Origin of the sequence: Lysinibacillus sp. BF-4 (genome assembly GCF_000743635.1) — a bacterium.
GTDB classification, from domain to species: domain Bacteria; phylum Bacillota; class Bacilli; order Bacillales_A; family Planococcaceae; genus Metalysinibacillus; species Metalysinibacillus saudimassiliensis.
The window spans coordinates 1-21,749 of sequence record NZ_JPUW01000023.1; the positions used below are offsets into that span (position 1 = coordinate 1).

Below are 21,749 nucleotides of genomic sequence, written 5' to 3' on the forward strand. Positions count from 1 at the left end.
AGTTACTCTTTTTTTGTGATGTTAAAAAATGTTATACTTATAAAGGTTTGACTGAAAAGGTGTCAGTCTTTTCAACGAAGATATAGCTTCAAGGAGTGAGACGACAACCTCTATCTGATTAAATACATTGTATCTCAAAGGTACAAAGATTAGTGAAAAACTAGTTAATAATAATATACGAGGAGTGACTAAAAATTACTAGTGGCGATTTACAAACACCAATGAAAAGGTATCGTCCTGAAATTGAAGGTTTACGTACGATAGCAACTTTGCTAGTAGCTGTCTATCATATTTGGTTTGGACGTGTATCGGGAGGTATTGATGTATTTTTTGTGCTATCAGGATTCCTAATTACTACATCATTACTAGCTAGAATAGAAAGAGATGGCACAATTAAAGTATTTGATTTTTTATTAGGTTTAGCCAAGCGGTTATTCCCACAGGCGTTATTAGTAGTATCAGTAATACTGCTCTTTTCGTTGGTTATTTTACCAAGTCATATGTGGCAGAACCTCACACCTCATATGCTAGCTTCGATTTTCTATTATGAAAACTGGCGCTTGGCTTTTGATGCAGTAGACTATTTATCACAAGGTAATGATACTAGTCCATTTCAGCATTATTGGTCCTTAGGTATACAAGGTCAATTTTACATAGTATGGCCACTATTAATTATGGTAAGTTATTTTGCGGCGAAAAAAATATGTAAAACACCTGTAAGAAAAACATTTTTACTAATCCTAGTATTGCTCTTTATAACATCATTAACGTATTCGATTTATAAAACAAATATAAATCAACCATGGGCATATTTTGATACTTTTGCTCGAGTATGGGAATTCAGTATAGGTGGTATGCTAGCTTTATTATTACCTTATTTAAAGTGGAATAAAAATATAAATACAGTGCTAGGTTGGGTAGGATTATTAATCATTTGTTTAACTGGTATAGTACTACCTGTATCTACGGTATTTCCAGGCTATTTAGCATTAGTACCAATCAGTGGTGTACTGCTAATTATTATTGCAACAGATAATAGCCCAAAATATGGCGTGCAGCGATTTTTAACATTAAAGCCATTGATGTATTTAGGTGGGTTAACTTATGGTATTTATTTATGGCATTGGCCTCTGCTTGTATTTTATCAACACTATGCAGATACAGTTCGTTTAACATTATTTGAAGGTATTATACTACTTTTTATAACGTTAGGGTTGTCGTTGTTTTCTACTAGAGTGGTAGAGGCAAGTGTACGTCCACTCTCTATTAAAGAGCATAAAAATAAAGTAGTAGCAATTTTAACAATCTCTTTAGCTGTCACGTTAATCATTGGCTTTGGTATTAATAAAAAAGTCGAAGCTACACAAGCAAAGTCATTGCAAATTACAGAGAATATGGAAGATTATCCAGGAGCTATTGCAAAATTTTATGGAATAGAGCCTAAGCAAGTTGAGGAGTATATGCCTTCAGAAATTGATCTTGTAAAAGATTTCCCTACATTTTATCAATATAAAGAATGCTTAGGTAAAGACAGCACAGAAGTGAAAAAATGTTCATTTGGTAAGCAAGAAAACCCTAAATATGTAGTAGCTATGGTAGGTGGCTCACATTCTGTTCATTGGTTCCCAGCTTTAGAGATTTTAGCTGAAGAGTTGGATTTTCGTATTGACTCCTACAATCATGATGGGTGTAGGTTTACTGATCAAGATAAACAAAAGCAATTAACGGAAACTTGCTTAGAGTGGAATGAAAATGTAATTAAAGAATTGCAGGCATCACCACCTGATTTAGTGTTTACTACAGCAACATTAAATAAACGACCTGATGTACCACAAGGATATATTAATCAGTGGAAGAAGTTAGATGGTATTACGACAATATTTGCAATTCGTGATAATCCACGTATGGCAGAAAATATTGCACAGTGTTTAGCCAAAACAGAAAATCCTGCAGATTGTGCTATTTCTAGAGAAGATGGGGTTGCAGCAAAAAAACCATGGGAAGTAACAGAAGGCATCCCTAGTAATGTGATTTTTGCAGATTTAACGGATTACTTTTGTGACGATACAACATGTCCAGCTGTTATTGGTAATGTGGTTGTTTATCGTGACAATAATCATTTAACAGCAACCTATGCGAAAACATTAGCACCTGCGTTGAAAAATCCGTTAGAACAAGCACTAAAAAAAAGTAAGGAGTAAAAGATATGGCGATTTGGTATGAAGTAAAAGAAGACGAAACAATTGACGAATGCTTAGCGAGAATGGCAGCGGATGGCTATATGGCAATGGGAAGAAGAGAAGAACCACTATTTCATCTAGTAGAGGGAGAACCACAGCTATTGCGCCAAAAAATCGAATTTAAAGCGCTTCCAATAGAAGAATAAAGATTTTGTGTTAAAAATACGAACGATTATTGAAGTTTAAAATAAAATGTTCGTTTAATTCATTGACGATGTTTCTTATAGTTGATAAAATATGAGGGTAAAGGTTACGCCCCATATAATCTGAAGGATTGGCTTCGGAGTATCTACCTAGCACCTTAATGCTAGACTATGAGGAAAATCAGTCTTTGAGTTGAAACGAACACGCTAGTGTTTAATCCTCAAGCAACTGTTTTCTCATGTAGATGAAAACTGTTGTTTGGGGATTTTTTTTGTAACGAAAAGGAATTGTTCAAAGGAGCGAATTATTCATGAATCCGAAAATCGGTGTCATTATGGGTAGTACAAGTGATTGGGAAACAATGAAGCACGCGTGTGATGTATTAGATGAACTAGGTGTAGCTTATGAAAAGCAAGTAGTATCTGCGCATAGAACGCCAGATTTAATGTTTGAGTATGCAACAGCAGCAAGAGGACGCGGTATTCATGTCATTATTGCTGGTGCAGGTGGTGCAGCGCATTTACCAGGGATGGTAGCAGCTAAAACGACACTTCCAGTAATTGGTGTACCTGTACAATCACGTGCTTTAAATGGTTTAGATTCATTACTATCTATTGTGCAGATGCCAGGTGGTGTACCTGTAGCAACTGTTGCTATTGGTAAAGCAGGCGCAACAAATGCAGGGTTGTTAGCAGCACAAATCCTTGCGACAACTGATGAAATGATAGCAGCCAATTTAGAACAACGACGTGAACGAACAAAAGCACAAGTAATAGAAAGCTCAGGTGACTTAGTGTGACAAAGGTAATTTATCCAGGTCAAACAATTGGGATTATTGGCGGCGGACAATTAGGTCGGATGATGGCACTCGCAGCAAAAGAAAGCGGCTTTAAGATTGCAGTACTTGAGCCAACAATGGATTCACCATGTGGTCAAGTAGCTGATATTCGTATCGTAGCAAATTATGATGATGAGTCGGCTTTAGAAGAATTAGCTGAAGTAAGTGATGTTATTACATTTGAATTTGAAAATATAGATTATGAAGGTTTAAAGCGTCTTAGCCAAATTGCTAATGTTCCGCAGGGAGCAGAGCTTGTGCGTATTACGCAAGACCGTATTATAGAAAAAGCTACATTAGTAGGAGCAGGTGTAAAAGTTTCACCTTATATTGTTGCTCAAACATATGAAGAGCTTGTTACTCAAATTGCTACCATTGGTTACCCATGCGTAGTAAAGACAGCACGAGGTGGTTATGACGGTAAAGGTCAGCAAACATTACTAAGTGAGTCAGACTTACCGCAAGCTAAAACATTATTTGAACACTCAGCTTGTGTTGCTGAAGCATTTGTTACATTTACGAAAGAGATTTCTGTAATTGTACAACGCAATCGTGATGGTGAAACATACTGTTTACCAATTGGTGAAAATATTCATGTGAATCATATTTTACATGAAACAATTGTGCCAGCGCGTATTGAGTCAAGCACAGCACAAAAAGCGGAGCAAGCAGCAATCCAAATTGCTAATGCTGTAGATTTAGTGGGCACACTTGCAGTAGAAATGTTTGTGCTCGAAGACGGTGAAATTTTAATTAACGAATTAGCGCCGCGCCCACATAACTCGGGGCATTACTCGATTGAAGCATGTAACGTATCACAGTTTCACCAGCACATCCGTGCAATTTGCGGCTGGCCATTACGTCAGCCAAAGTTATGGGCCCCATCTATTATGGTAAATGTTTTAGGGCAACATGTGATGCCTTTAACCAATGATATTGCAAAGTATGCTCATTGGTCGGTTCACTTTTATGGAAAAGCAGAGGCAAAGGAAAATCGTAAAATGGGTCATGTCACAATTATGACTGACGATATTAATGCCACGCTAAATGAAATCGATGCATCAGGTATTTGGTCAAAGTAACACCTGCTAACTAGCAGTTACACTATATCCAATTTCTTAGGAGGAAATTAAAATGACGAAAGTAAATGTATATGTAACACTTCGTGAAAGTGTTGTAGACCCACAAGGAACAGCGGCGAAAGAGGCACTTCAAGCAATGGGCCATGACGCAGTTAAAAATGTTCGTATCGGTAAGCTAATCGAGCTAGAAGTAGAAAGCAATACAGTTGAAGCAGACGTTACTAAAATGTGTGATGAGCTATTAATCAACAAGGTTATTGAAGACTACCGCTTTGAAATCGAGGGGGAGTAATACAATGAAATTCGCAATTTTAACATTTCCAGGGACAAGTTGTGAAGTCGATATGCAACATGCTGTAACAACAGTAGTTGGCGGCACGTCAGAAATCGTTTGGCATAAGGATGCAGTGATTAGTGATTACGATGGTATCATTATTCCAACTGGCGCAACATTTGGTGATTACTTACGTCCAGGTGCACTAGCAAAAAGCACAGAGTTAGCAAAGCAAGTAGTAGCTTTTGCAGCTACAGGTAAACCAGTCATTGGTGTAGGTAGTGGTTTCCATGTATTAGTAGAGCTTGGCTTATTACCAGGTGCATTTTTAATGAATCCTTCATTAAAATTCGAAACAGGTAAAGCGACTGTGCGTGTAAATAATCGTACGAAATTCACTTCAGCTTATGAGCAAGACGCTGTGATTGCATTGCCGTATGCACAGCAATTTGGTTCATATCATGTGGATGAAGTAACAGCAAAACAATTACAAGACAATAATCAAGTTGTCTTCACATATACAGGTGAGTCATTTAACAGTACAGCAGGGATTGCTGGTGTAGTAAATGAAGCGGGTAATGTATTAGGTGTAATGCCATTACCTGAACGTGCAGTGGAAGAAATTATCGGTGGTATTGATGGTCTACCATTCTTTGAATCTACTTTAAAAAATTGGAGTGAACAATAATGCTTGAACCTACAGCGCAACAAGTAAAAGACGAAAAACTATATCTACAGTTAGGTATGACAGAAGAGGAATACGATTTAGCTGTGCAAATGCACGGACGTCTTCCAAACTATACAGAAATCGGCTTATTCTCTGCTATGTGGTCTGAGCATTGCTCATATAAAAGCTCTACACCTGTACTACGTCGCTTCCCTACAAAGGGCGAGCGTGTACTACAAGGCCCTGGTGAGGGTGCAGGTATTGTAGATATTGGTGATAACCAAGCGGCAGTATTTAAAATGGAGTCACATAACTCACCTTCTGCTATTGAGCCATTTATTGGTGCAGCAACAGGTGCAGGTGGTGTATTACGTGATGTGTTTTCGATGGGTGCACGTCCTGTTGCATTAGTTAACTCATTACGTCTGGGTGATTTAACAGAGCCGCGTGACCGCTTCCTATTAAAAGAAGCAGTAGCAGGTATGGCAAGCTACGGTAACATTATTGGTGTACCAACGATTGCTGGGGAAGTTCAGTTTGACCAATGCTACTCAAAGCGTCCATTAGTTAATGCAATGGCAGTAGGGTTACTTAACCACGAAGACATGCAAAAAGGATTAGCTTCAGGCGTAGGTAATACAGTATTATACGCAGGTGCTAAAACAGGTCGTGATGGTATTAATGGTGCTACGATGTCTTCTTCAGAAGTAGCAGTAGAGGAAAATAATGAGCTACCTGTAATGCAGGCGGGTGATCCTTACTTAGAGAAGCTCCTAATGGAAGCTTGTCTAGAGCTAGTACACCACGATGCATTAATTGGTATTCAAGATATGGGTGCAGCAGGTTTAACTTCATCATCAGCTGAAATGGCTGCTAAAGCAGGCTTTGGTGTTGAAATGAACTTAGATTTAATCCCACAACGTGAGGAAGGTATGACGCCTTACGAAATGATGTTATCTGAATCACAAGAACGTATGTTAATCGTTGTGCAAAAAGGTAGTGAAGACGAAATCATCGCAATTTTTGATAAATATGGTATTGAAGCGTGTGCAGTAGGGCATGTAACAGATGATAAATTATTACGCTTACTACACAAAGGTGAGGTAGTAGCAGAGGTATCTGTAGATGCGTTAGCAGAAGATAACCCTGTGTATAACAAGCCTTCACAAGAGCCAGCCTACTTTGCTGAGTTCCAAGCGATGGAAAATAAAGCACCACAAGTAACAGATTATAAAGAAACATTAGTTGCGTTACTTAAACGCCCTACTATTGCTTCTAAGGAATGGATTTATAATCAATTTGATACGCAGGCGCGTGCTAATACAGTAGTCGCACCAGGCTCATCAGCAGGTGTCATTCGTGTAGCAGGTACAAACAAAGGCTTAGCTATGACATCAGATTGTAACTCTCGTTATGTATACCTTGATCCAGAAACAGGCGGTAAAATTGCAGTAGCAGAAGCGGCTCGTAATTTAATTTGTTCTGGCGCAGAGCCAATCGCTGTTACAGACTGCTTAAACTTTGGTAGTCCTGATAAACCTGAAGTATTTTGGCAGTTAGAAAAATCAGCAGACGGTATTTCTGAAGCATGTGTAGCACTAAATGCACCAATTATTAGTGGTAACGTATCGCTATCAAACGAAGTGAATGGCAAACCTATTTACCCAACACCGACATTAGGCATGGTTGGTTTAATCCAAGACTTAAATCATGTTGTAACATCTGATGCAAAACGAGCAGGTGACGTAGTGTATGTAGTGGGTGAAGCACAAGCTGAGTTTGGTGGTAGTGAGCTTCAACAAATGTTAGAAGGAAAAATTGCAGGTAAAGCACCAGCATTAGATTTAGCTGTAGAAGCAAAACGTCAACAAGACGTGCTAGCTGCAATCCGTAAAGGCTTAGTACAATCAGCTTCTGACGTATCAGAAGGTGGCTTAGCTGTAGCATTATGTGAAGCAGTATTTGGTAATGAATTAGGCTTAGACGTAACACTTACAGGTGAAGCAGTTACGGCATTATTTAGTGAAACACAATCTCGCTTTGTATTAACTGTAGCGAAAGAAAATACACAAGCATTTGAAGCAATCGTAACAGATGCTAAACAAGTCGGCGTTGTAACAGACAACACGATTACGATTAACGGAGAGGATGGCGTACTTGTAGAAGGTACGACGGCTGAGTTCCGTGACGCTTGGAAAGGGGCTATCGCATGCTTGCTGAAATAAGAGGCCTAAATGAAGAGTGTGGTGTGTTCGGTATTTGGGGAAACCCAAATGCCGCTCACTTAAGCTATTATGGCTTACATGCGCTTCAACACCGCGGACAGGAGGGTGCTGGTATTGTTGTATCTGACGGCCAGCGCCTACGCGCGGTAAAAGGTGAAGGACTCGTTAATGATGTGTTTAATGAAGAGAAATTACGTTCAGTAGAAGGAGACCGTGCTATTGCACATGCGCGCTATTCAACAGATGGCGGTGCATCAGGAATTGAAGGGGTGCAACCTTTATTATTCCACTCATCTACAGGTAGCTTATCAATTGCACATAACGGCAATATTGTGAATGCCTCGCATTTAAAACAATACTTAGAGCGTCAAGGAAGTATTTTTCATACATCTTCAGACGCAGAGGTATTGGCACACCTAATTAAAAAGAGCTCACACTCACCCTTTAGAGCTAAAGTGAAAAATGCTTTAGGTTTATTAAAAGGCGCTTATTCATTATTAGTTATGACAAAGGATGAGATGCTAGTTGCACGTGATCCGCATGGTTTACGTCCATTAGCACTTGGCAAACTAGGCGATGCTTATGTTGTAGCTTCTGAAACATGTGCCTTTGATTTAATTGGTGCAGAGTTTGTACGAGATATTGAGCCAGGTGAGTTGTTAATTATTACAGACGCAGGTCTTAAATCTGAGCAGTTTGCAGACGTTACAAAACGTGCAATGTGCACGATGGAGTACGTCTATTTAGCGCGACCAGACTCAAACATTGATGGTATTAATGTGCATATGGCACGTAAACGTATGGGCAAGCGCCTTGCACGAGAGTGTGCACATATTGAGGCAGATGTAGTGACAGGTGTACCTGACTCTAGTATTTCAGCAGCTATTGGTTTTGCTGAGGAGAGCGGTATCCCGTACGAGCTTGGTTTAATTAAAAATCGCTACGTTGGACGTACATTCATTCAACCAACACAGGAGCTACGTGAACGCGGTGTTAAAATGAAGTTGTCGCCAGTTATTCAAGTAGTAAAGGGTAAACGAGTAATTATGGTAGATGACTCAATCGTTCGTGGTACAACTTCACGACGCATTGTTACGATGTTAAAAGAAGCAGGTGCTACAGAGGTGCATGTAGTAATTAGCTCACCACCAATGACAGATCCTTGCTATTATGGAATTGATACATCAACGCATGAAGAATTGATTGCGTCTAATAATACAGTAGAACAAATCCGTGAAAAAATTGGTGCGGATTCATTAACCTTTTTATCAGTAGATGGGACAGTAGACTCTATTGGACGAGAGTATGAAGATGAAAACGGCGGCTTATGCATGGCGTGTTTCACTAAAAACTATCCAACGGAAATTTTCCCAGATACGATTTTACCACACGAAAAAGAACTGTTACGTTAAGGAGGAAATCTGCATGTCAAAAGCATATGAGCAAGCAGGCGTTAATATTGAAGCGGGTTATGAAGCGGTGAAGCGTATGAAGTCACACGTGGAGCGCACAGCACGAAAAGGTATTATGGGTACGTTTGGTGGCTTTGGAGGTATGTTCGATTTATCTGAACTTAACTTAAAAGAGCCAGTACTGATTTCAGGTACTGACGGTGTAGGTACAAAATTAAAATTGGCATTTATGGTAGATAAGCATGACACAATTGGTGTTGACTGCGTAGCGATGTGTGTAAACGATATCGTAGCTCAAGGTGCAGAGCCATTATACTTTTTAGATTATGTAGCACTTGGTAAAGCTGAGCCTGCAAAAATCGAGCAAATTGTTAAAGGTGTAGCGGATGGTTGTGTACAATCAGGAGCTGCTTTAATCGGTGGCGAAACAGCTGAGATGCCAGGTCTTTATGATGAAGATGAGTATGACCTTGCTGGCTTTGCGGTAGGTGCTTGTGAGAAAGCAAATATCGTAACAGGCGAAAAAATTGCTGAGGGCGATGTATTAGTAGGTATCGCATCAAGCGGTGTGCATTCAAATGGCTACTCACTTGTACGTAAGATTGTGTTTGAAGACAACGGCTACGCTATTGATGCTGTAGTAGAAGGTTATGAAACACTAGGTAAAATTGGTGAAGCTTTATTAACACCAACAAAACTTTATGCAAAACCTGTAATGGAAATGCTAAAAGAAACAGATATTGACGGTATGGCACACGTAACAGGCGGTGGCTTTTATGAAAACTTACCACGTATGATGCCAGAAGGTTTAGCTGCAGAAGTTGACCTTGGTACATGGCCTGTGCTACCTATCTTTGAATTTTTAAAAGAAAAGGGACAACTCGCTGACAAAGATTTATACAATGTCTTTAATATGGGGATTGGCTTTGTAATTGCTGTTAAATCAGAAGAAGCTGACAAAATTATTGAAATTGCAGAGAAGCACGGAGAAAAAGCGTATACAATCGGACGTGTTGTGAAGGGCGAAGGCGTAATCTTCAATGGCGAGCATGACGGGAGTTTAGTGTAATGGCACCAAAGATTGCAGTGTTCGCTTCAGGTAGCGGCAGTAATTTTCAGGCATTGTATGATGCGATACAAGCAGGGGATTTGCAAGCTGAACTTGTAGTAATGGTTACGGATCAGCCACAGGCATTTGTAGTAGAGCGTGCAAATAAAGCAGGCGTTGAGGCACTGACCTTCTCGCCTAAAACATTTGCTACAAAGGCGATGTACGAGCAAGCCGTAGTAGAAGCATTGCAACAAAGAGGCGTGGAATGGCTTGTGTTAGCGGGCTATATGCGCTTAGTAAGTGATGTGTTACTGCACGCTTATCCAAACCGCATTGTTAATATTCACCCATCCTTATTGCCATCCTTTCCAGGCAAGGATGCCATTGAGCAGGCTGTAGCACATGGTGTCAAGGTAACGGGTGTTACTGTGCATTATGTTGACGAAGGCATGGATACAGGACCTATTATTGCACAACGTGCCGTACTAGTAACTGAAGGTGATGTAGAAGCAACAGCACAAGCTATCCATCAAGTAGAGCACGCATTATATACTGAGGCGTTAAACCAAATTTTAAAGTAAGTATGAGGAGGAAATGCGACGTGACGAAACGTGCGTTAATTAGTGTATCAAACAAAGAAGGCGTTGTAGACTTTGCTAAAGCATTAGTAGAGCAAGGTTTTGAGGTATTATCAACAGGGGGCACACATAAATTATTAAGCGACAATGGTGTAACAGTTACAGCAGTTGATCAAGTAACAAATTTCCCTGAAATTTTAGGTGGACGTGTGAAAACATTAAATCCAATGATTCATGGTGGTCTATTAGCGAAGCATGATGACGCGGAGCACGTTGCACAAATGAATGAACATGGTATTGAGCCAATTCAGGTTGTTTGTGTGAACTTATACCCATTTGTTGAAACAATTTCAAAACCAAACGTAACAATGGACGATGCAATCGAAAACATCGACATTGGTGGACCTGCTATGTTACGTGCATCTGCAAAAAACCATCAATACGTAACCGTAGTTGTTGACCATAATGACTATGCTACAGTACTTGAAGAGCTACAAGCAGAAGGTGCCACAACTTTAGAAACACGACGTAAGCTCGCAGCAAAAGTATTCCGTCATACTGCAGCGTATGACTCGTATATTTCAAATTATTTAACGCAAGCAACGGGCGAAATGTACCCAGAAAATTTAACTGTAACGTATGAGTTAAAACAAAATTTACGCTACGGCGAAAACCCACACCAACAAGCAGCGTTCTATCAAAAGCATTTAGGTTCAGATTTCTCATTAGCATCTGCAACACAACTGCATGGTAAGGAATTATCATATAACAATATTCAAGATGGTAACGCAGCACTGCAAATCGTTAAGGAATTTGAAATGCCAGCAGCAGTAGCTGTAAAGCATATGAATCCTTGCGGTGTTGGTACAGGCACAACGATTGAGGCAGCATTTGATAAGGCATATGCGGCTGATCCAACTTCTATTTTTGGTGGTATTATTGCGCTTAACCAAGAGGTAGATGGTGCAACAGCAGCAAAACTTAGCGAAATTTTCTTAGAAATTATTATTGCCCCTGCATTTTCACAAGAGGCACTCGACATTTTAACGAAAAAGAAAAATATTCGTTTACTAACAATCCCGTTTGAGCAAGCAAAGCAAGATCCATTTAATGTAGTATCTGTTGAGGGTGGCTTATTAGTACAAGAGCCAGACCGTTTTGGTTTTGCGGATGCAAGTATTAAGGTAGCAACAGACCGCGAACCAACAGAGGCTGAGTGGGAAGCATTAAAATTAGGCTGGGCTGTTGTAAAGCATGTTAAATCAAATGCGATTGTAGTAACAGACGCACAAATGACACTAGGTGTTGGCGCTGGTCAAATGAACCGCGTTGGTGCAGCAAAAATTGCTTTCGAACAAGCAGGCGAAAAAGCACAAGGTGCCGCATTAGCATCAGATGCTTTCTTCCCAATGGGCGATACAGTGGAGGCAGCAGCAAAAGCAGGTATTACAGCAATTATCCAACCAGGTGGCTCAATTAAAGACCAAGAGTCAATTGATATGGCAAACAAGTATAATATCGCAATGGTATTTACAGGCGTTCGTCACTTTAAGCACTAATAGGGGAGCACGTTTAAACAAATAGTATAGTAGCGCGGTGTATTATGCATCGCGCATTTTTTAACATAGAGGAGGCTTATCAATGAAGGTTCTTGTTATTGGTAGTGGAGGACGCGAGCATGCGATTGCTAAGCAATTTGCACAGTCGCCCTCAGTAGAAAGTGTTTTTGTAGCACCAGGTAATGACGGTATGAAGCAAGATGCAAAGCTTGTTGCGATTGGTGCAACGGATTTTGAGGCGCTTGCGGACTTTGCTAAGGACAACGCCATTGATTTAACATTTGTAGGGCCAGAGCAACCATTGGCTGAAGGTATTGTTGATTATTTTACTGCGCGTGACCTTGTTATTTTTGGACCAACAAAAGTAGCCGCACAAATTGAAGGTAGTAAATCTTATGCTAAGGATATTATGAATAAATATGGTATCCCAACAGCAGCACACGCAACTTTTACAGATGCAGCTTCGGCTGTCACTTATATCAAAGAACAGGGTGCACCAATTGTTATTAAGGCGGATGGTTTAGCTGCAGGTAAGGGTGTTATTGTAGCTATGACAGAGCAAGAGGCAATTGAAGCGGTTGAGGATATGATTGGTAACCAACGTTTTGGTGATTCATCTTCACGCGTTGTTGTTGAAGAGTTTTTAGATGGCGAAGAATTTTCGTTTATGTCCTTTGTGCATAAGGGACAAATTTATCCTATGGTTATCGCGCAAGATCATAAGCGTGCGTATGACGGTGACAAAGGGCCGAATACAGGTGGGATGGGCGCTTATTCACCCGTACCTCAAATTTCACAAGCAATTGTGGATGAAGCATATCGTTCGGTAGTAGTGCCAACGGTTAAAGCAATGGAGGCAGAAGGTGCTTCGTTTACAGGGATTTTATATGCCGGCTTAATTTTAACGAACAGTGGCCCAAAAGTAATTGAGTTTAATGCGCGTTTTGGTGACCCTGAAACACAAGTAGTACTACCACGCATGACATCTGATTTTGGTGCATTTATGATGGCGCTTATGAAGGAACAACCTTTTGAGCTAACGTGGTCGGATGAAGCGATGCTAGGTGTTGTGATTGCCGCGGAGGGCTACCCTGGTGATTTACAAAAAGGTAATTCATTACCAGACTTAACTCAACTATCATCAACACTTGCTGTTTACCATGCAGGCACAAAGCTTGAAGGCGAAACATTTGTTGGAAACGGTGGACGTGTTATTTTAGTCGGCGCTAAGGCTGCAACATTGCAAGAAGCACAGCAAAAAGTATACGCAGGCATTGCACAATATGAATGGGATAAGTTCTTCTTCCGTAAAGATATTGGCTGGCGTACATTTCAATAAATAATGCGAGAGTGTAAAATGCACTCTCGTTTTTTTGTGTGCAAAAAAGCTCGCTTATGTATAAAATATAGTAGTACAATACTGAGAATTTTAAAAACTTTAACACTTTGCATTATGAAAGCGCTATGATACGATTAACTAGAACGATTATGTTGTAGTAGCATAGTAAAACATTGTGAGGTTGTGAGGAGGAAGACGTAAATGGTAGCACCTTTATGGAAAATTGATGAAATTAGACAGCATGTGGCAGTAGTAGATGGTAAGGTTGCGCCAACGCTCGTCTTAACAAATGCTCGTTATTTGCACAGCATTTTTAAAACGTGGCTAACTGCAAATATATGGATTTATCATGACCGTATTATTTATGTTGGGGATAAGATGCCAAATGACTGCGAGCAAGTAGAGCTTGTAGACTGTGCAGGCAAGACGATTGTGCCTGGCTATATTGAGCCACATGTTCATCCATTTCAATTATATGGACCTGATAATTTTGCACGCTTTGCAGGACAGAGTGGTACGACGACGTTTCTTTCAGATAACTTGAATTTTTTTCTGAGCTTAAAAAATGAACAATCCTTTGCGATTTTAGATCGCTTAAATAAAATGCCGTACAGTTTTTATTGGTGGGCGCGTTTTGATTCACAAACGGAAATGCCAAATGAAGAAGAAATTTTTTCGAGTACGCGTATCATTGATTGGTTATCACGTGATGATGTACTACTTGGTGGTGAGCTAACAGGCTGGACACGTTTAATTCGTGGTGATGATCATATGTTGTCACGCTTGCAGTTAGCTAAGCGTATGCATAAAAAAGTCGAGGCGCATTTACCTGGTAGCTCACCGCGGACACTAGCTCGTTTAAAATTAATGGGCGCAGACGGTGACCATGAGGCAATGACGGCAGAAGAAGTCGAAAATCGTTTGCATCAAGGCTACGGGGTTACATTGCGTTACTCGTCTATTCGACCAGATTTACCACAATTAGTAGAGGGTATCGTAGCAAAGCAGCTACAAGTCTTTGATCATTTGATGATGACAACAGATGGCTCAACGCCAGGTTTTTATGAGCAAGGTATTATGGATAAATGTATTCAAATTGTGCTTGATGCGGGAGTTGCACCAATTGATGCCTATCATATGGCCTCCTACAATATTGCGCGCTACTACGATATGACAAACTTACATGGCATAATTGCGACAGGACGCTTTGCCACATTAAATATTTTGCAAGACGAATTTACCCCAACACCCGTGAGCGTACTCTCAAAGGGGCAATGGCTGAAGCGTGACGGCGAAACTTGTTATGACGGTGGTATTACGTATCCTGAGTTTGGTGAGTATGCGCTTGACTTTTCACTGACAATGGATGATTTTCAATTTTCGACACCTGTTGGCATTATGATGGTGAATGATGTGATTACGAAGCCATATAGTGTCACACTCGCAACAGACGGCGCGCTTGCAACAACACATGATGAAAGCTATCTTTTATTAATTGATCGCAAAGGGAAATGGCGTGTAAATACCGTCATTAAGGGGTTTGCAACAGCTGTTAAAGGCTTTGCCTCATCCTACTCTAATACAGGCGACATTATTGTTATTGGTAAAAATGCGCAGGACATGTTGCATGCCTTTAATGAAATGAAGGCGATGAAAGGCGGTCTTGTTGTTGTAGAGGATGGCGATGTTATTGCGTCATTACCATTACAAGTCAATGGTAGCTTTTCAAGTGACAAGGTTGAGGTTATTATTGAACGAGAAAAGAAATTGCGTGAAGCATTAGCAACACGCGGCTACGAAAAAGGCGATGCGATTTACACATTATTATTTTTAATGTCTACGCATTTACCTTATGTACGCATTACACCTAAGGGGATTTATGATGTAATGAAGGACAAAGTATTACTGCCAGCAGTAATGCGTTAATGAAGGAGCGTTAATTACGTGAAGAAAAGAACATTAGCCGCAGTGCTGGGGTTAAGTATTGCGCTATTAGCAGGTTGCGGTAGTCAAGAAGAAAAAAATCGTATCCCGCCACCTATTAAGAAAGTCGAAACAACAGCAGCATCAACTTATGCACCATTTTCGGGAGAGGCAGTAGAGGAGAAGCCTACACTGCGCCCAATTATTGTAACGGTTAATAATCACCCTGATGCGCGCCCGCAGTCTGGCTTAAATGCAGCAGACATCATTTATGAAATGGTAGCAGAGGGTAATACTACACGTCTGCTTGCGCTATTTGAAAGTGAAATGCCAAAGCAGGTAGGGCCTGTACGTAGCGCACGTGCTTATTTTGTAGACCTTGCAAAAGGGTATAACGCATTTTATATAGCGCACGGATTTAGCCCAGAGGCCAAGCAAATGTTACGCGATAATGTAGTGGACAATGTGAATGGTATGGACCATGATGGTACATTATTTCACCGCTCCTACGACCGTGTAGCCCCGCATAACTCCTATATTACGGAAGACAATATTAAAAAGGCAGCGGCAATAAATGGCGCTGATTTAACCTATGACGGGCGTACGTATCATGAGTTTTATAAGCCAAAAGAAAAGGCACTCGAGGGCACACCAGCTATGAATGTTTCAATTAATTTTGGTGGGGGCATACCATTTAATAGTAGCTATAGCTATGACGAGACACGCGGTAGCTATATTCGTTCATCTAACGGCTATAACACAACAGATTTATTAGATGGTGAAGCGGTTGAGCTAGCTAATGTTTTAGTTTATGAAATGCAACACACGACCATTGATAGTGAGGGGCGTCAGGCAATAGATTTACACACAGGCGGAAATGCACGAGTGTACCAGCAAGGGATGGTGCGTGACGTACGCTGGAAGCTACGTAACGGTATTCCAGTAGCGGTAGAGCAAGATGGCTCTTATGTAAAGCTCGTACCAGGGAAGACATGGATTAATTTTGTTTCGACAACACCGGGGCTTGCAACAGCTGTAACGAACTATTAATTTATTGGAGGAACAAACTATGCAAATCGAAAAAATTAGAGGGCATCAAACAGACCAATTATTTAAGGCAGTACTAGAACTTAAAAATATGGAAGAGTGCTACGAATTTTTTGATGATCTATGCACGATTAGCGAAATTCAATCTTTAGCACAGCGCTTTGAGGTTGCACATTTATTACGCTTGAAAAAAACATATGAAACAATTAAAAAAGAAACAGGTGCTTCAACAGCAACAATTTCACGTGTACGACGTTGCTTTGATTATGGTAATGATACGTATGATAAAATGCTAGGACGCCTTTATCCCGAAGAGAAGCCGTTCCAAGCAAAATGATATAATGGAAACGTTGAATAACCTCAACGTTTCTATTTTTTTTGTAACTAATTATAAAGGTGGTAACATAATGGAATTTGACTATAATGCATGGCAACATGTTTTTAAATTAGACCCAGCGAAGGAAATTTCGGATGAGGATTTAGCATTACTATGTGAATCAGGTACAGACGCAATTATGGTAGGTGGCTCAGATGGCGTTACGTTAGATAATGTGCTTGATATTTTAGTGCGTGTGCGTCGTTTTGCAGTGCCTGTTATGTTAGAGGCATCGACGCTTGAGTCTGTAACACCTGGTTATGATTCGTATGGCATTCCTGTGGTATTAAATAGTACAGATGCAAAATGGATTACAGGTATGCACCAGCAAGCGCTTAAAGAATACGGCGATATTTTAGTTTGGGAAGAATTAATTGCAGAAGGTTATTGTGTACTAAACCCTAATTGCAAAGTAGCGCAGCTTACGAAAGCTAACACAGACCTAGATGTAGAGGATGTGCGTGCTTATGCTCGTATGGCTGAGCAGTTTTTTAAATTACCTATTTTTTATATGGAGTATAGCGGCATGTATGGCGACGTGGACAAGGTGCGCGCAGCTAAGGGCGTACTAACAGATACTCGTTTATTTTATGGTGGTGGTATTACATCACTTGCACAAGCACAGGAGATGAAAGCAGTATCTGATACGATTGTGGTTGGCAATATTATTTATGATGATTTACGAGCAGCCCTCTCAACCGTGAAAATTAAAAATACGTTATAATAAGAACAAACATTCGAGAGAGGATGATAAAGATGGAGCATATTTCAGCCAACTTAGTAGCAGGGATGAACCCCGAACAAAAGGAAGCCGTAATGACAACAGAAGGTCCATTATTAATTATGGCTGGTGCAGGATCAGGTAAAACGCGTGTGCTAACTCACCGTATCGCTTATTTAATGGTAGAGAAGCAAGTGTATCCTTCTAAAATTTTGGCGATTACATTTACCAATAAGGCAGCACGCGAAATGCGCGAACGTATTGATGGTATTTTAGGTGAAGGTACAAGCCAAAGTATGTGGGTATCTACGTTTCACTCGATGTGTGTGCGTATTTTACGCCGTGATATTGACGAGCTAGGCTTTGTGAAAAGCTTTACTATTTTGGATACAAGTGACCAGCTTACAGCGATTAAAAATGTATTAAAACAACTTAATTTAGATGCGAAGCGTTATGAGCCACGCAGTTTATTAAATGTAATTAGCTCAGCTAAAAATGAGGGCATTTCTGCTAAAAAATTCCGTGCTAACATGAATGAAAATAACCCATTTGAGTTAGTAGCAGCAGATGTGTATGACGGTTATACAAAGCTCCTAAGACTCAATGAGTCCCTAGACTTTGATGATTTAATTATGAAAACCATTGAGTTGTTTACACAACATCCTGATGTACTCGACTATTACCAAAATCGTTTTCATTATATACATGTTGACGAGTATCAAGATACCAATAATACCCAGTATCAATTAGTAACAATGCTTGCGGCTAAATTTAAAAATTTATGTGTGGTGGGCGACTCGGATCAATCCATTTACCGCTGGCGTGGCGCTGATATTAAAAACATTTTGTCGTTTGAACAGGATTACCCAAATGCTAAGGTCATTATGCTTGAACAAAATTATCGTTCGACAAAAACGATTTTACGTGCAGCTAATGAAGTAATTGAAAATAATACATCACGTTACCCAAAAGCGTTGCGTACTGACAATGCCGAAGGAGAGCGTATTGTGTTGTATCGTGCTTATAATGAGCAAGAAGAAGCACGCTACGTTGTACAAACCATTCAAAGTTTAATGAAACGCGAGCAATATAAAATGGGCGACTTTGCGATTTTATATCGTACTAACGCACAGTCACGCGCAATGGAGGAAGTGCTTGTAAAGGCTAACCTCAACTATCAAATTGTTGGTGGTACACGCTTCTATGAGCGTAAAGAGATTAAAGATTTACTTGCCTATTTACGCTTGATTGCTAACAATGCGGATGACCTATCACTAGCACGTATTATTAACGAGCCAAAGCGTTCGATTGGTGCTACTACTTTTGATAAAATCGCAGGCTATGCGTTTGAGCGTGATATGCCGATTTACCAAGCTTTAGGTGAGTCATTATTTATGGGCTTAACTGCACGTGCTTCGAATGCTGTTGATGGCTTTTATAATATGATGCAAGACCTTACACAGCTTCAGCATGAGTTGCCTTTAACTGAGCTTGTACAAGAAGTATTAAAGCGCACAGGCTACCGTGAAATGTTGACAGGTGATAAATCAATTGAGGCGCAGAGCCGCTTAGAAAATATCAATGAGTTTTTAACGGTAACGCAAGCATTTGAACAGCAAAGCGAAGAGCAATCGCTAGTTGCATTTTTAACAGACCTTGCACTCATTGCAGATATTGACAAGCTTGACGAAGAAGAAAGTCAGGGCGAAATCATTTTAATGACAATGCATGCAGCTAAAGGATTAGAGTTTCCTGTTGTCTTTATTATTGGGCTAGAAGAAAATATCTTCCCACACTCTCGCACATTAGATGATGACGAGGAATTAGAAGAGGAACGCCGCTTAGCTTATGTAGGCCTAACGCGAGCTGAACAACGTTTATATTTAACGCATGCACAAACCCGCTCGATTTTTGGGCGCACGAGTTATAATCCACCGTCTCGCTTTTTACAGGAAATTTCGCCTGATATTATTGAAAGCGTCTCGAAATCGCAAGCTGCACCACCGCCGTTTAGCCCAGCAGGTAAACCACGCCGTGCAACTTATACAGGCCCAAGTGTTACGACACGTAAATCCAGTCTATCCTCAACAGGTGCTGCAAGTGAAGAGTGGCGTGTAGGGGATAAGGCCGCGCATAAAAAATGGGGCGTTGGTATGGTTGTGAGTGTAAAAGGTGAAGGTGAAAGCACAGAGCTAGATATTGCCTTTCCAAATGACGGCATTAAACGTCTACTCGCAAAATTTGCGCCAATTACGAAAGCCTAAGGAGGCTATGCAATGAATGAAATTGAAGCACGCATTGTGCAGTTAAATAAATTATTAAAAACTTATGGTCATGCGTACTATGTGCTTGACCAACCTATGGTAGCAGATGGTGTGTATGACCAATTAATGCAAGAGCTAATTGCGCTTGAAGCGGATAATCCGTCGTTAATTTTTCCTGATTCGCCAACGCAACGTGTCGGTGGTGAGGTGCTATCACGTTTTACGAAGGTCACGCATGATACACCAATGCTTAGCTTATCCAATGCGTTTAATGAACAGGATTTGCGTGAGTTTGACCGTAAAGTTCGTGAACAAGTTGGCACAGTAAGTTATGTATGTGAATTGAAAATTGATGGATTAGCTATTTCATTAAAATATAAAGACGGGCTATTTGTGCAAGGTGCAACCCGAGGTGATGGTACGACAGGTGAGCTCATTACCGAAAACTTACGTACTATTCATGCGATTCCGCTACGCTTAAAAGATGAGTTAACGCTTGAGGTGAGAGGCGAGGCATATATGCCTAAAGTGTCGTTTGAGCGCTTAAATGCACAGCGTAAAGCGAATGAGGAGGAGCTATTTGCTAACCCGCGTAATGCGGCAGCAGGCTCGCTACGTCAGCTTGATCCCAAAATTGCTGCTAAGCGCCACCTTTCTACCTTTATATATGCCATTGGTGGCGACGGAGAAAGCTACGGTATTGCTTCACATAGTGCAATGCTGTCATATTTAGGGGAGCAAGGTTTACCGCTTAACCCTGAGTACCGTAAATGCCAAACGATTGAGGAAGTCATTGCTTTTGTCACACAATGGACAGCATCACGCAATGACCTAGCTTATGAAATTGATGGCATTGTTATTAAAGTGGATCGCTATGACCAGCAGGAGGAGTTAGGTTATACCGCTAAAAGTCCGCGCTGGGCTATTGCGTATAAGTTTCCTGCTGAAGAAGTCACAACAACGCTATTAGCAATTGATTTAACCGTCGGGCGTACAGGTGTTGTCACACCAACTGCTATTTTAGCGCCTGTGCAAGTAGCGGGGACAACTGTACAACGTGCTTCGTTGCATAACGAGGATTTAATTAAAGAAAAAGACATTCGTATTGGTGACCGTGTAATTATCCGCAAAGCAGGAGATATTATCCCGCAAGTGGTAGATGTTATTGTAGCTGAACGACCAGCAGATAGCGTACCGTATGAGATGCCGAAAAATTGTCCAGTATGTGAGAGTGAGCTTGTACGTATTGAGGATGAAGTAGCGCTGCGCTGTGTTAATCCAAAATGTTTTGCCCAAATTGCAGAGAGTATTAAACATTTTGTCTCACGCAATGCAATGAATATTGATAGCTTAGGCGAGCGTGCTGTTGAGCAATTATTAACGGCTGGCTTAATTCATGATGTGGCTGATTTATATGAATTAAATAAAGAAGATGTTATGGCACTTGAGCGTTTTGGTGAAAAATCAGCAGATAAATTACTTGCCGCTGTAGAGGCTTCTAAAACAAATTCCTTAGAGCGCCTACTTGTAGGTTTAGGCATTCGTCATATTGGCGAAAAAGCGGCACAAATTTTAGCCGCAAATTTTGAAACAATGGATAGCTTAATGCAAGCGACTGAAGAGCAACTTGTGACGATTTTTGAGATTGGTGACAAGATGGCAGAGTCACTCGTAGCTTATTTTGCGAACGAGGGTGCACGTGAAGTTATCGAACATTTACGCGCAGTTGGCGTCAATATGGTGTATACAGGAAGACCACTTGCTAAAGAGAGTGAGCAAGACGGCATCTTTGCAAATAAAACAATTGTATTAACAGGTAAATTAACGCAATTGACACGAAGCGAAGCAAAGGCGAAAATAGAAGAATTAGGTGGCACAGTTACGGGTAGTGTCAGCAAGAAAACAGATATCGTTGTAGCAGGAGAAGATGCGGGCTCTAAATTAACGAAGGCTGAGCAACTCGGCATCGAAGTTTGGACAGAGCAAAAGCTGCTTGAGCAACTTTAAGT

General features: G+C 40.6%; 18 protein-coding genes and 1 riboswitch. All 18 genes read left to right on the top strand.

All coding sequences use genetic code 11. From position 1 onward, the window contains the following. The first annotated feature begins 221 nt into the window (after positions 1-221). The 18 genes from CH76_RS08485 to ligA all read left to right on the top strand — a co-directional run bounded on the left by CH76_RS08485 (position 222) and on the right by ligA (position 21,747). Positions 222-2,201 carry an acyltransferase family protein gene (locus CH76_RS08485; RefSeq protein ID WP_036145088.1) on the top strand — a complete coding sequence of 660 codons (1,980 nt, stop codon included), beginning with the start codon at positions 222-224 and terminating at the stop codon, positions 2,199-2,201. 5 nt (positions 2,202-2,206) lie between these two features. Continuing rightward, entirely contained in the window at positions 2,207-2,386 is a 180-nt protein-coding gene (locus tag CH76_RS08490; protein WP_036145089.1) for an NETI motif-containing protein, read from the top strand. Between the two features lie 91 nt (positions 2,387-2,477). Further along, a riboswitch (purine riboswitch) is annotated at positions 2,478-2,575 on the top strand. A gap of 119 nt (positions 2,576-2,694) precedes the next feature. After that, positions 2,695-3,183, top strand: a complete 489-nt coding sequence (purE, locus tag CH76_RS08495; RefSeq protein WP_036145090.1) for a 5-(carboxyamino)imidazole ribonucleotide mutase — start codon at positions 2,695-2,697, stop codon at positions 3,181-3,183. After that, the gene (purK, locus tag CH76_RS08500; RefSeq protein ID WP_036145091.1) at positions 3,180-4,304 is read left to right on the top strand and encodes a 5-(carboxyamino)imidazole ribonucleotide synthase; all 1,125 of its coding nucleotides are present in this window, start codon (positions 3,180-3,182) and stop codon (positions 4,302-4,304) included. The genes purE and purK overlap by 4 nt, the downstream gene beginning before the upstream one ends. Positions 4,305-4,356: 52 nt before the next feature. Further along, the gene (gene purS / locus CH76_RS08505; RefSeq protein ID WP_036145092.1) at positions 4,357-4,596 is read left to right on the top strand and encodes a phosphoribosylformylglycinamidine synthase subunit PurS; all 240 of its coding nucleotides are present in this window, start codon (positions 4,357-4,359) and stop codon (positions 4,594-4,596) included. A gap of 4 nt (positions 4,597-4,600) precedes the next feature. Then, positions 4,601-5,266 carry a phosphoribosylformylglycinamidine synthase subunit PurQ gene (purQ, locus tag CH76_RS08510; protein WP_036145093.1) on the top strand — a complete coding sequence of 222 codons (666 nt, stop codon included), beginning with the start codon at positions 4,601-4,603 and terminating at the stop codon, positions 5,264-5,266. Further along, positions 5,266-7,470: a phosphoribosylformylglycinamidine synthase subunit PurL gene (purL, locus tag CH76_RS08515; protein ID WP_036145094.1), complete on the top strand. Its 2,205-nt coding sequence runs from the start codon at positions 5,266-5,268 to the stop codon at positions 7,468-7,470. The genes purQ and purL overlap by 1 nt, the downstream gene beginning before the upstream one ends. Continuing rightward, on the top strand, positions 7,455-8,882 hold the full coding sequence (gene purF / locus CH76_RS08520) for an amidophosphoribosyltransferase (protein WP_036145095.1): 1,428 nt from the start codon (positions 7,455-7,457) through the stop codon (positions 8,880-8,882). Before purL ends, purF begins: the two co-directional genes overlap by 16 nt. Positions 8,883-8,895: 13 nt before the next feature. Further along, on the top strand, positions 8,896-9,951 hold the full coding sequence (purM, locus tag CH76_RS08525; RefSeq protein WP_036145096.1) for a phosphoribosylformylglycinamidine cyclo-ligase: 1,056 nt from the start codon (positions 8,896-8,898) through the stop codon (positions 9,949-9,951). Next, on the top strand, positions 9,951-10,514 hold the full coding sequence (purN, locus tag CH76_RS08530; protein WP_036145097.1) for a phosphoribosylglycinamide formyltransferase: 564 nt from the start codon (positions 9,951-9,953) through the stop codon (positions 10,512-10,514). The genes purM and purN overlap by 1 nt, the downstream gene beginning before the upstream one ends. A gap of 20 nt (positions 10,515-10,534) precedes the next feature. After that, the gene (purH, locus tag CH76_RS08535) at positions 10,535-12,070 is read left to right on the top strand and encodes a bifunctional phosphoribosylaminoimidazolecarboxamide formyltransferase/IMP cyclohydrolase (RefSeq protein ID WP_036145098.1); all 1,536 of its coding nucleotides are present in this window, start codon (positions 10,535-10,537) and stop codon (positions 12,068-12,070) included. Positions 12,071-12,152: 82 nt separating this feature from the next. Then, positions 12,153-13,409 carry a phosphoribosylamine--glycine ligase gene (purD, locus tag CH76_RS08540; protein WP_036145099.1) on the top strand — a complete coding sequence of 419 codons (1,257 nt, stop codon included), beginning with the start codon at positions 12,153-12,155 and terminating at the stop codon, positions 13,407-13,409. 201 nt (positions 13,410-13,610) lie between these two features. Further along, on the top strand, positions 13,611-15,335 hold the full coding sequence (locus CH76_RS08545; RefSeq protein ID WP_036145100.1) for an adenine deaminase C-terminal domain-containing protein: 1,725 nt from the start codon (positions 13,611-13,613) through the stop codon (positions 15,333-15,335). Positions 15,336-15,353: 18 nt separating this feature from the next. Beyond that, the gene (locus tag CH76_RS08550; protein WP_036145101.1) at positions 15,354-16,382 is read left to right on the top strand and encodes a DUF3048 domain-containing protein; all 1,029 of its coding nucleotides are present in this window, start codon (positions 15,354-15,356) and stop codon (positions 16,380-16,382) included. Between the two features lie 19 nt (positions 16,383-16,401). Further along, complete coding sequence (locus tag CH76_RS08555; protein ID WP_036145102.1) at positions 16,402-16,716, top strand: YerC/YecD family TrpR-related protein; 315 nt, start codon at positions 16,402-16,404, stop codon at positions 16,714-16,716. Positions 16,717-16,786: 70 nt separating this feature from the next. Continuing rightward, complete coding sequence (locus CH76_RS08560) at positions 16,787-17,479, top strand: heptaprenylglyceryl phosphate synthase (protein ID WP_036145103.1); 693 nt, start codon at positions 16,787-16,789, stop codon at positions 17,477-17,479. Between the two features lie 32 nt (positions 17,480-17,511). Continuing rightward, entirely contained in the window at positions 17,512-19,740 is a 2,229-nt protein-coding gene (gene pcrA / locus CH76_RS08565) for a DNA helicase PcrA (RefSeq protein WP_036145104.1), read from the top strand. Between the two features lie 12 nt (positions 19,741-19,752). Beyond that, positions 19,753-21,747 carry an NAD-dependent DNA ligase LigA gene (ligA, locus tag CH76_RS08570; protein WP_036145105.1) on the top strand — a complete coding sequence of 665 codons (1,995 nt, stop codon included), beginning with the start codon at positions 19,753-19,755 and terminating at the stop codon, positions 21,745-21,747. Positions 21,748-21,749: the final 2 nt, after the last annotated feature.

Bases quoted from the DNA above. Each gene is read 5' to 3' on its own strand.
- CH76_RS08555 (WP_036145102.1), top strand. From the start codon at position 16,402: ATGCAAATCGAAAAAATTAGAGGGCATCAAACAGACCAATTATTTAAG.
- ligA (WP_036145105.1), top strand. From the start codon at position 19,753: ATGAATGAAATTGAAGCACGCATTGTGCAGTTAAATAAATTATTAAAA.
- purL (WP_036145094.1), top strand. From the start codon at position 5,266: ATGCTTGAACCTACAGCGCAACAAGTAAAAGACGAAAAACTATATCTA.
- CH76_RS08490 (WP_036145089.1), top strand. From the start codon at position 2,207: ATGGCGATTTGGTATGAAGTAAAAGAAGACGAAACAATTGACGAATGC.
- purD (WP_036145099.1), top strand. From the start codon at position 12,153: ATGAAGGTTCTTGTTATTGGTAGTGGAGGACGCGAGCATGCGATTGCT.
- CH76_RS08485 (WP_036145088.1), top strand. From the start codon at position 222: ATGAAAAGGTATCGTCCTGAAATTGAAGGTTTACGTACGATAGCAACT.
- purM (WP_036145096.1), top strand. From the start codon at position 8,896: ATGTCAAAAGCATATGAGCAAGCAGGCGTTAATATTGAAGCGGGTTAT.
- CH76_RS08560 (WP_036145103.1), top strand. From the start codon at position 16,787: ATGGAATTTGACTATAATGCATGGCAACATGTTTTTAAATTAGACCCA.
- purQ (WP_036145093.1), top strand. From the start codon at position 4,601: ATGAAATTCGCAATTTTAACATTTCCAGGGACAAGTTGTGAAGTCGAT.
- purS (WP_036145092.1), top strand. From the start codon at position 4,357: ATGACGAAAGTAAATGTATATGTAACACTTCGTGAAAGTGTTGTAGAC.
- purN (WP_036145097.1), top strand. From the start codon at position 9,951: ATGGCACCAAAGATTGCAGTGTTCGCTTCAGGTAGCGGCAGTAATTTT.
- purF (WP_036145095.1), top strand. From the start codon at position 7,455: ATGCTTGCTGAAATAAGAGGCCTAAATGAAGAGTGTGGTGTGTTCGGT.
- CH76_RS08545 (WP_036145100.1), top strand. From the start codon at position 13,611: ATGGTAGCACCTTTATGGAAAATTGATGAAATTAGACAGCATGTGGCA.
- pcrA (WP_036145104.1), top strand. From the start codon at position 17,512: ATGGAGCATATTTCAGCCAACTTAGTAGCAGGGATGAACCCCGAACAA.
- purE (WP_036145090.1), top strand. From the start codon at position 2,695: ATGAATCCGAAAATCGGTGTCATTATGGGTAGTACAAGTGATTGGGAA.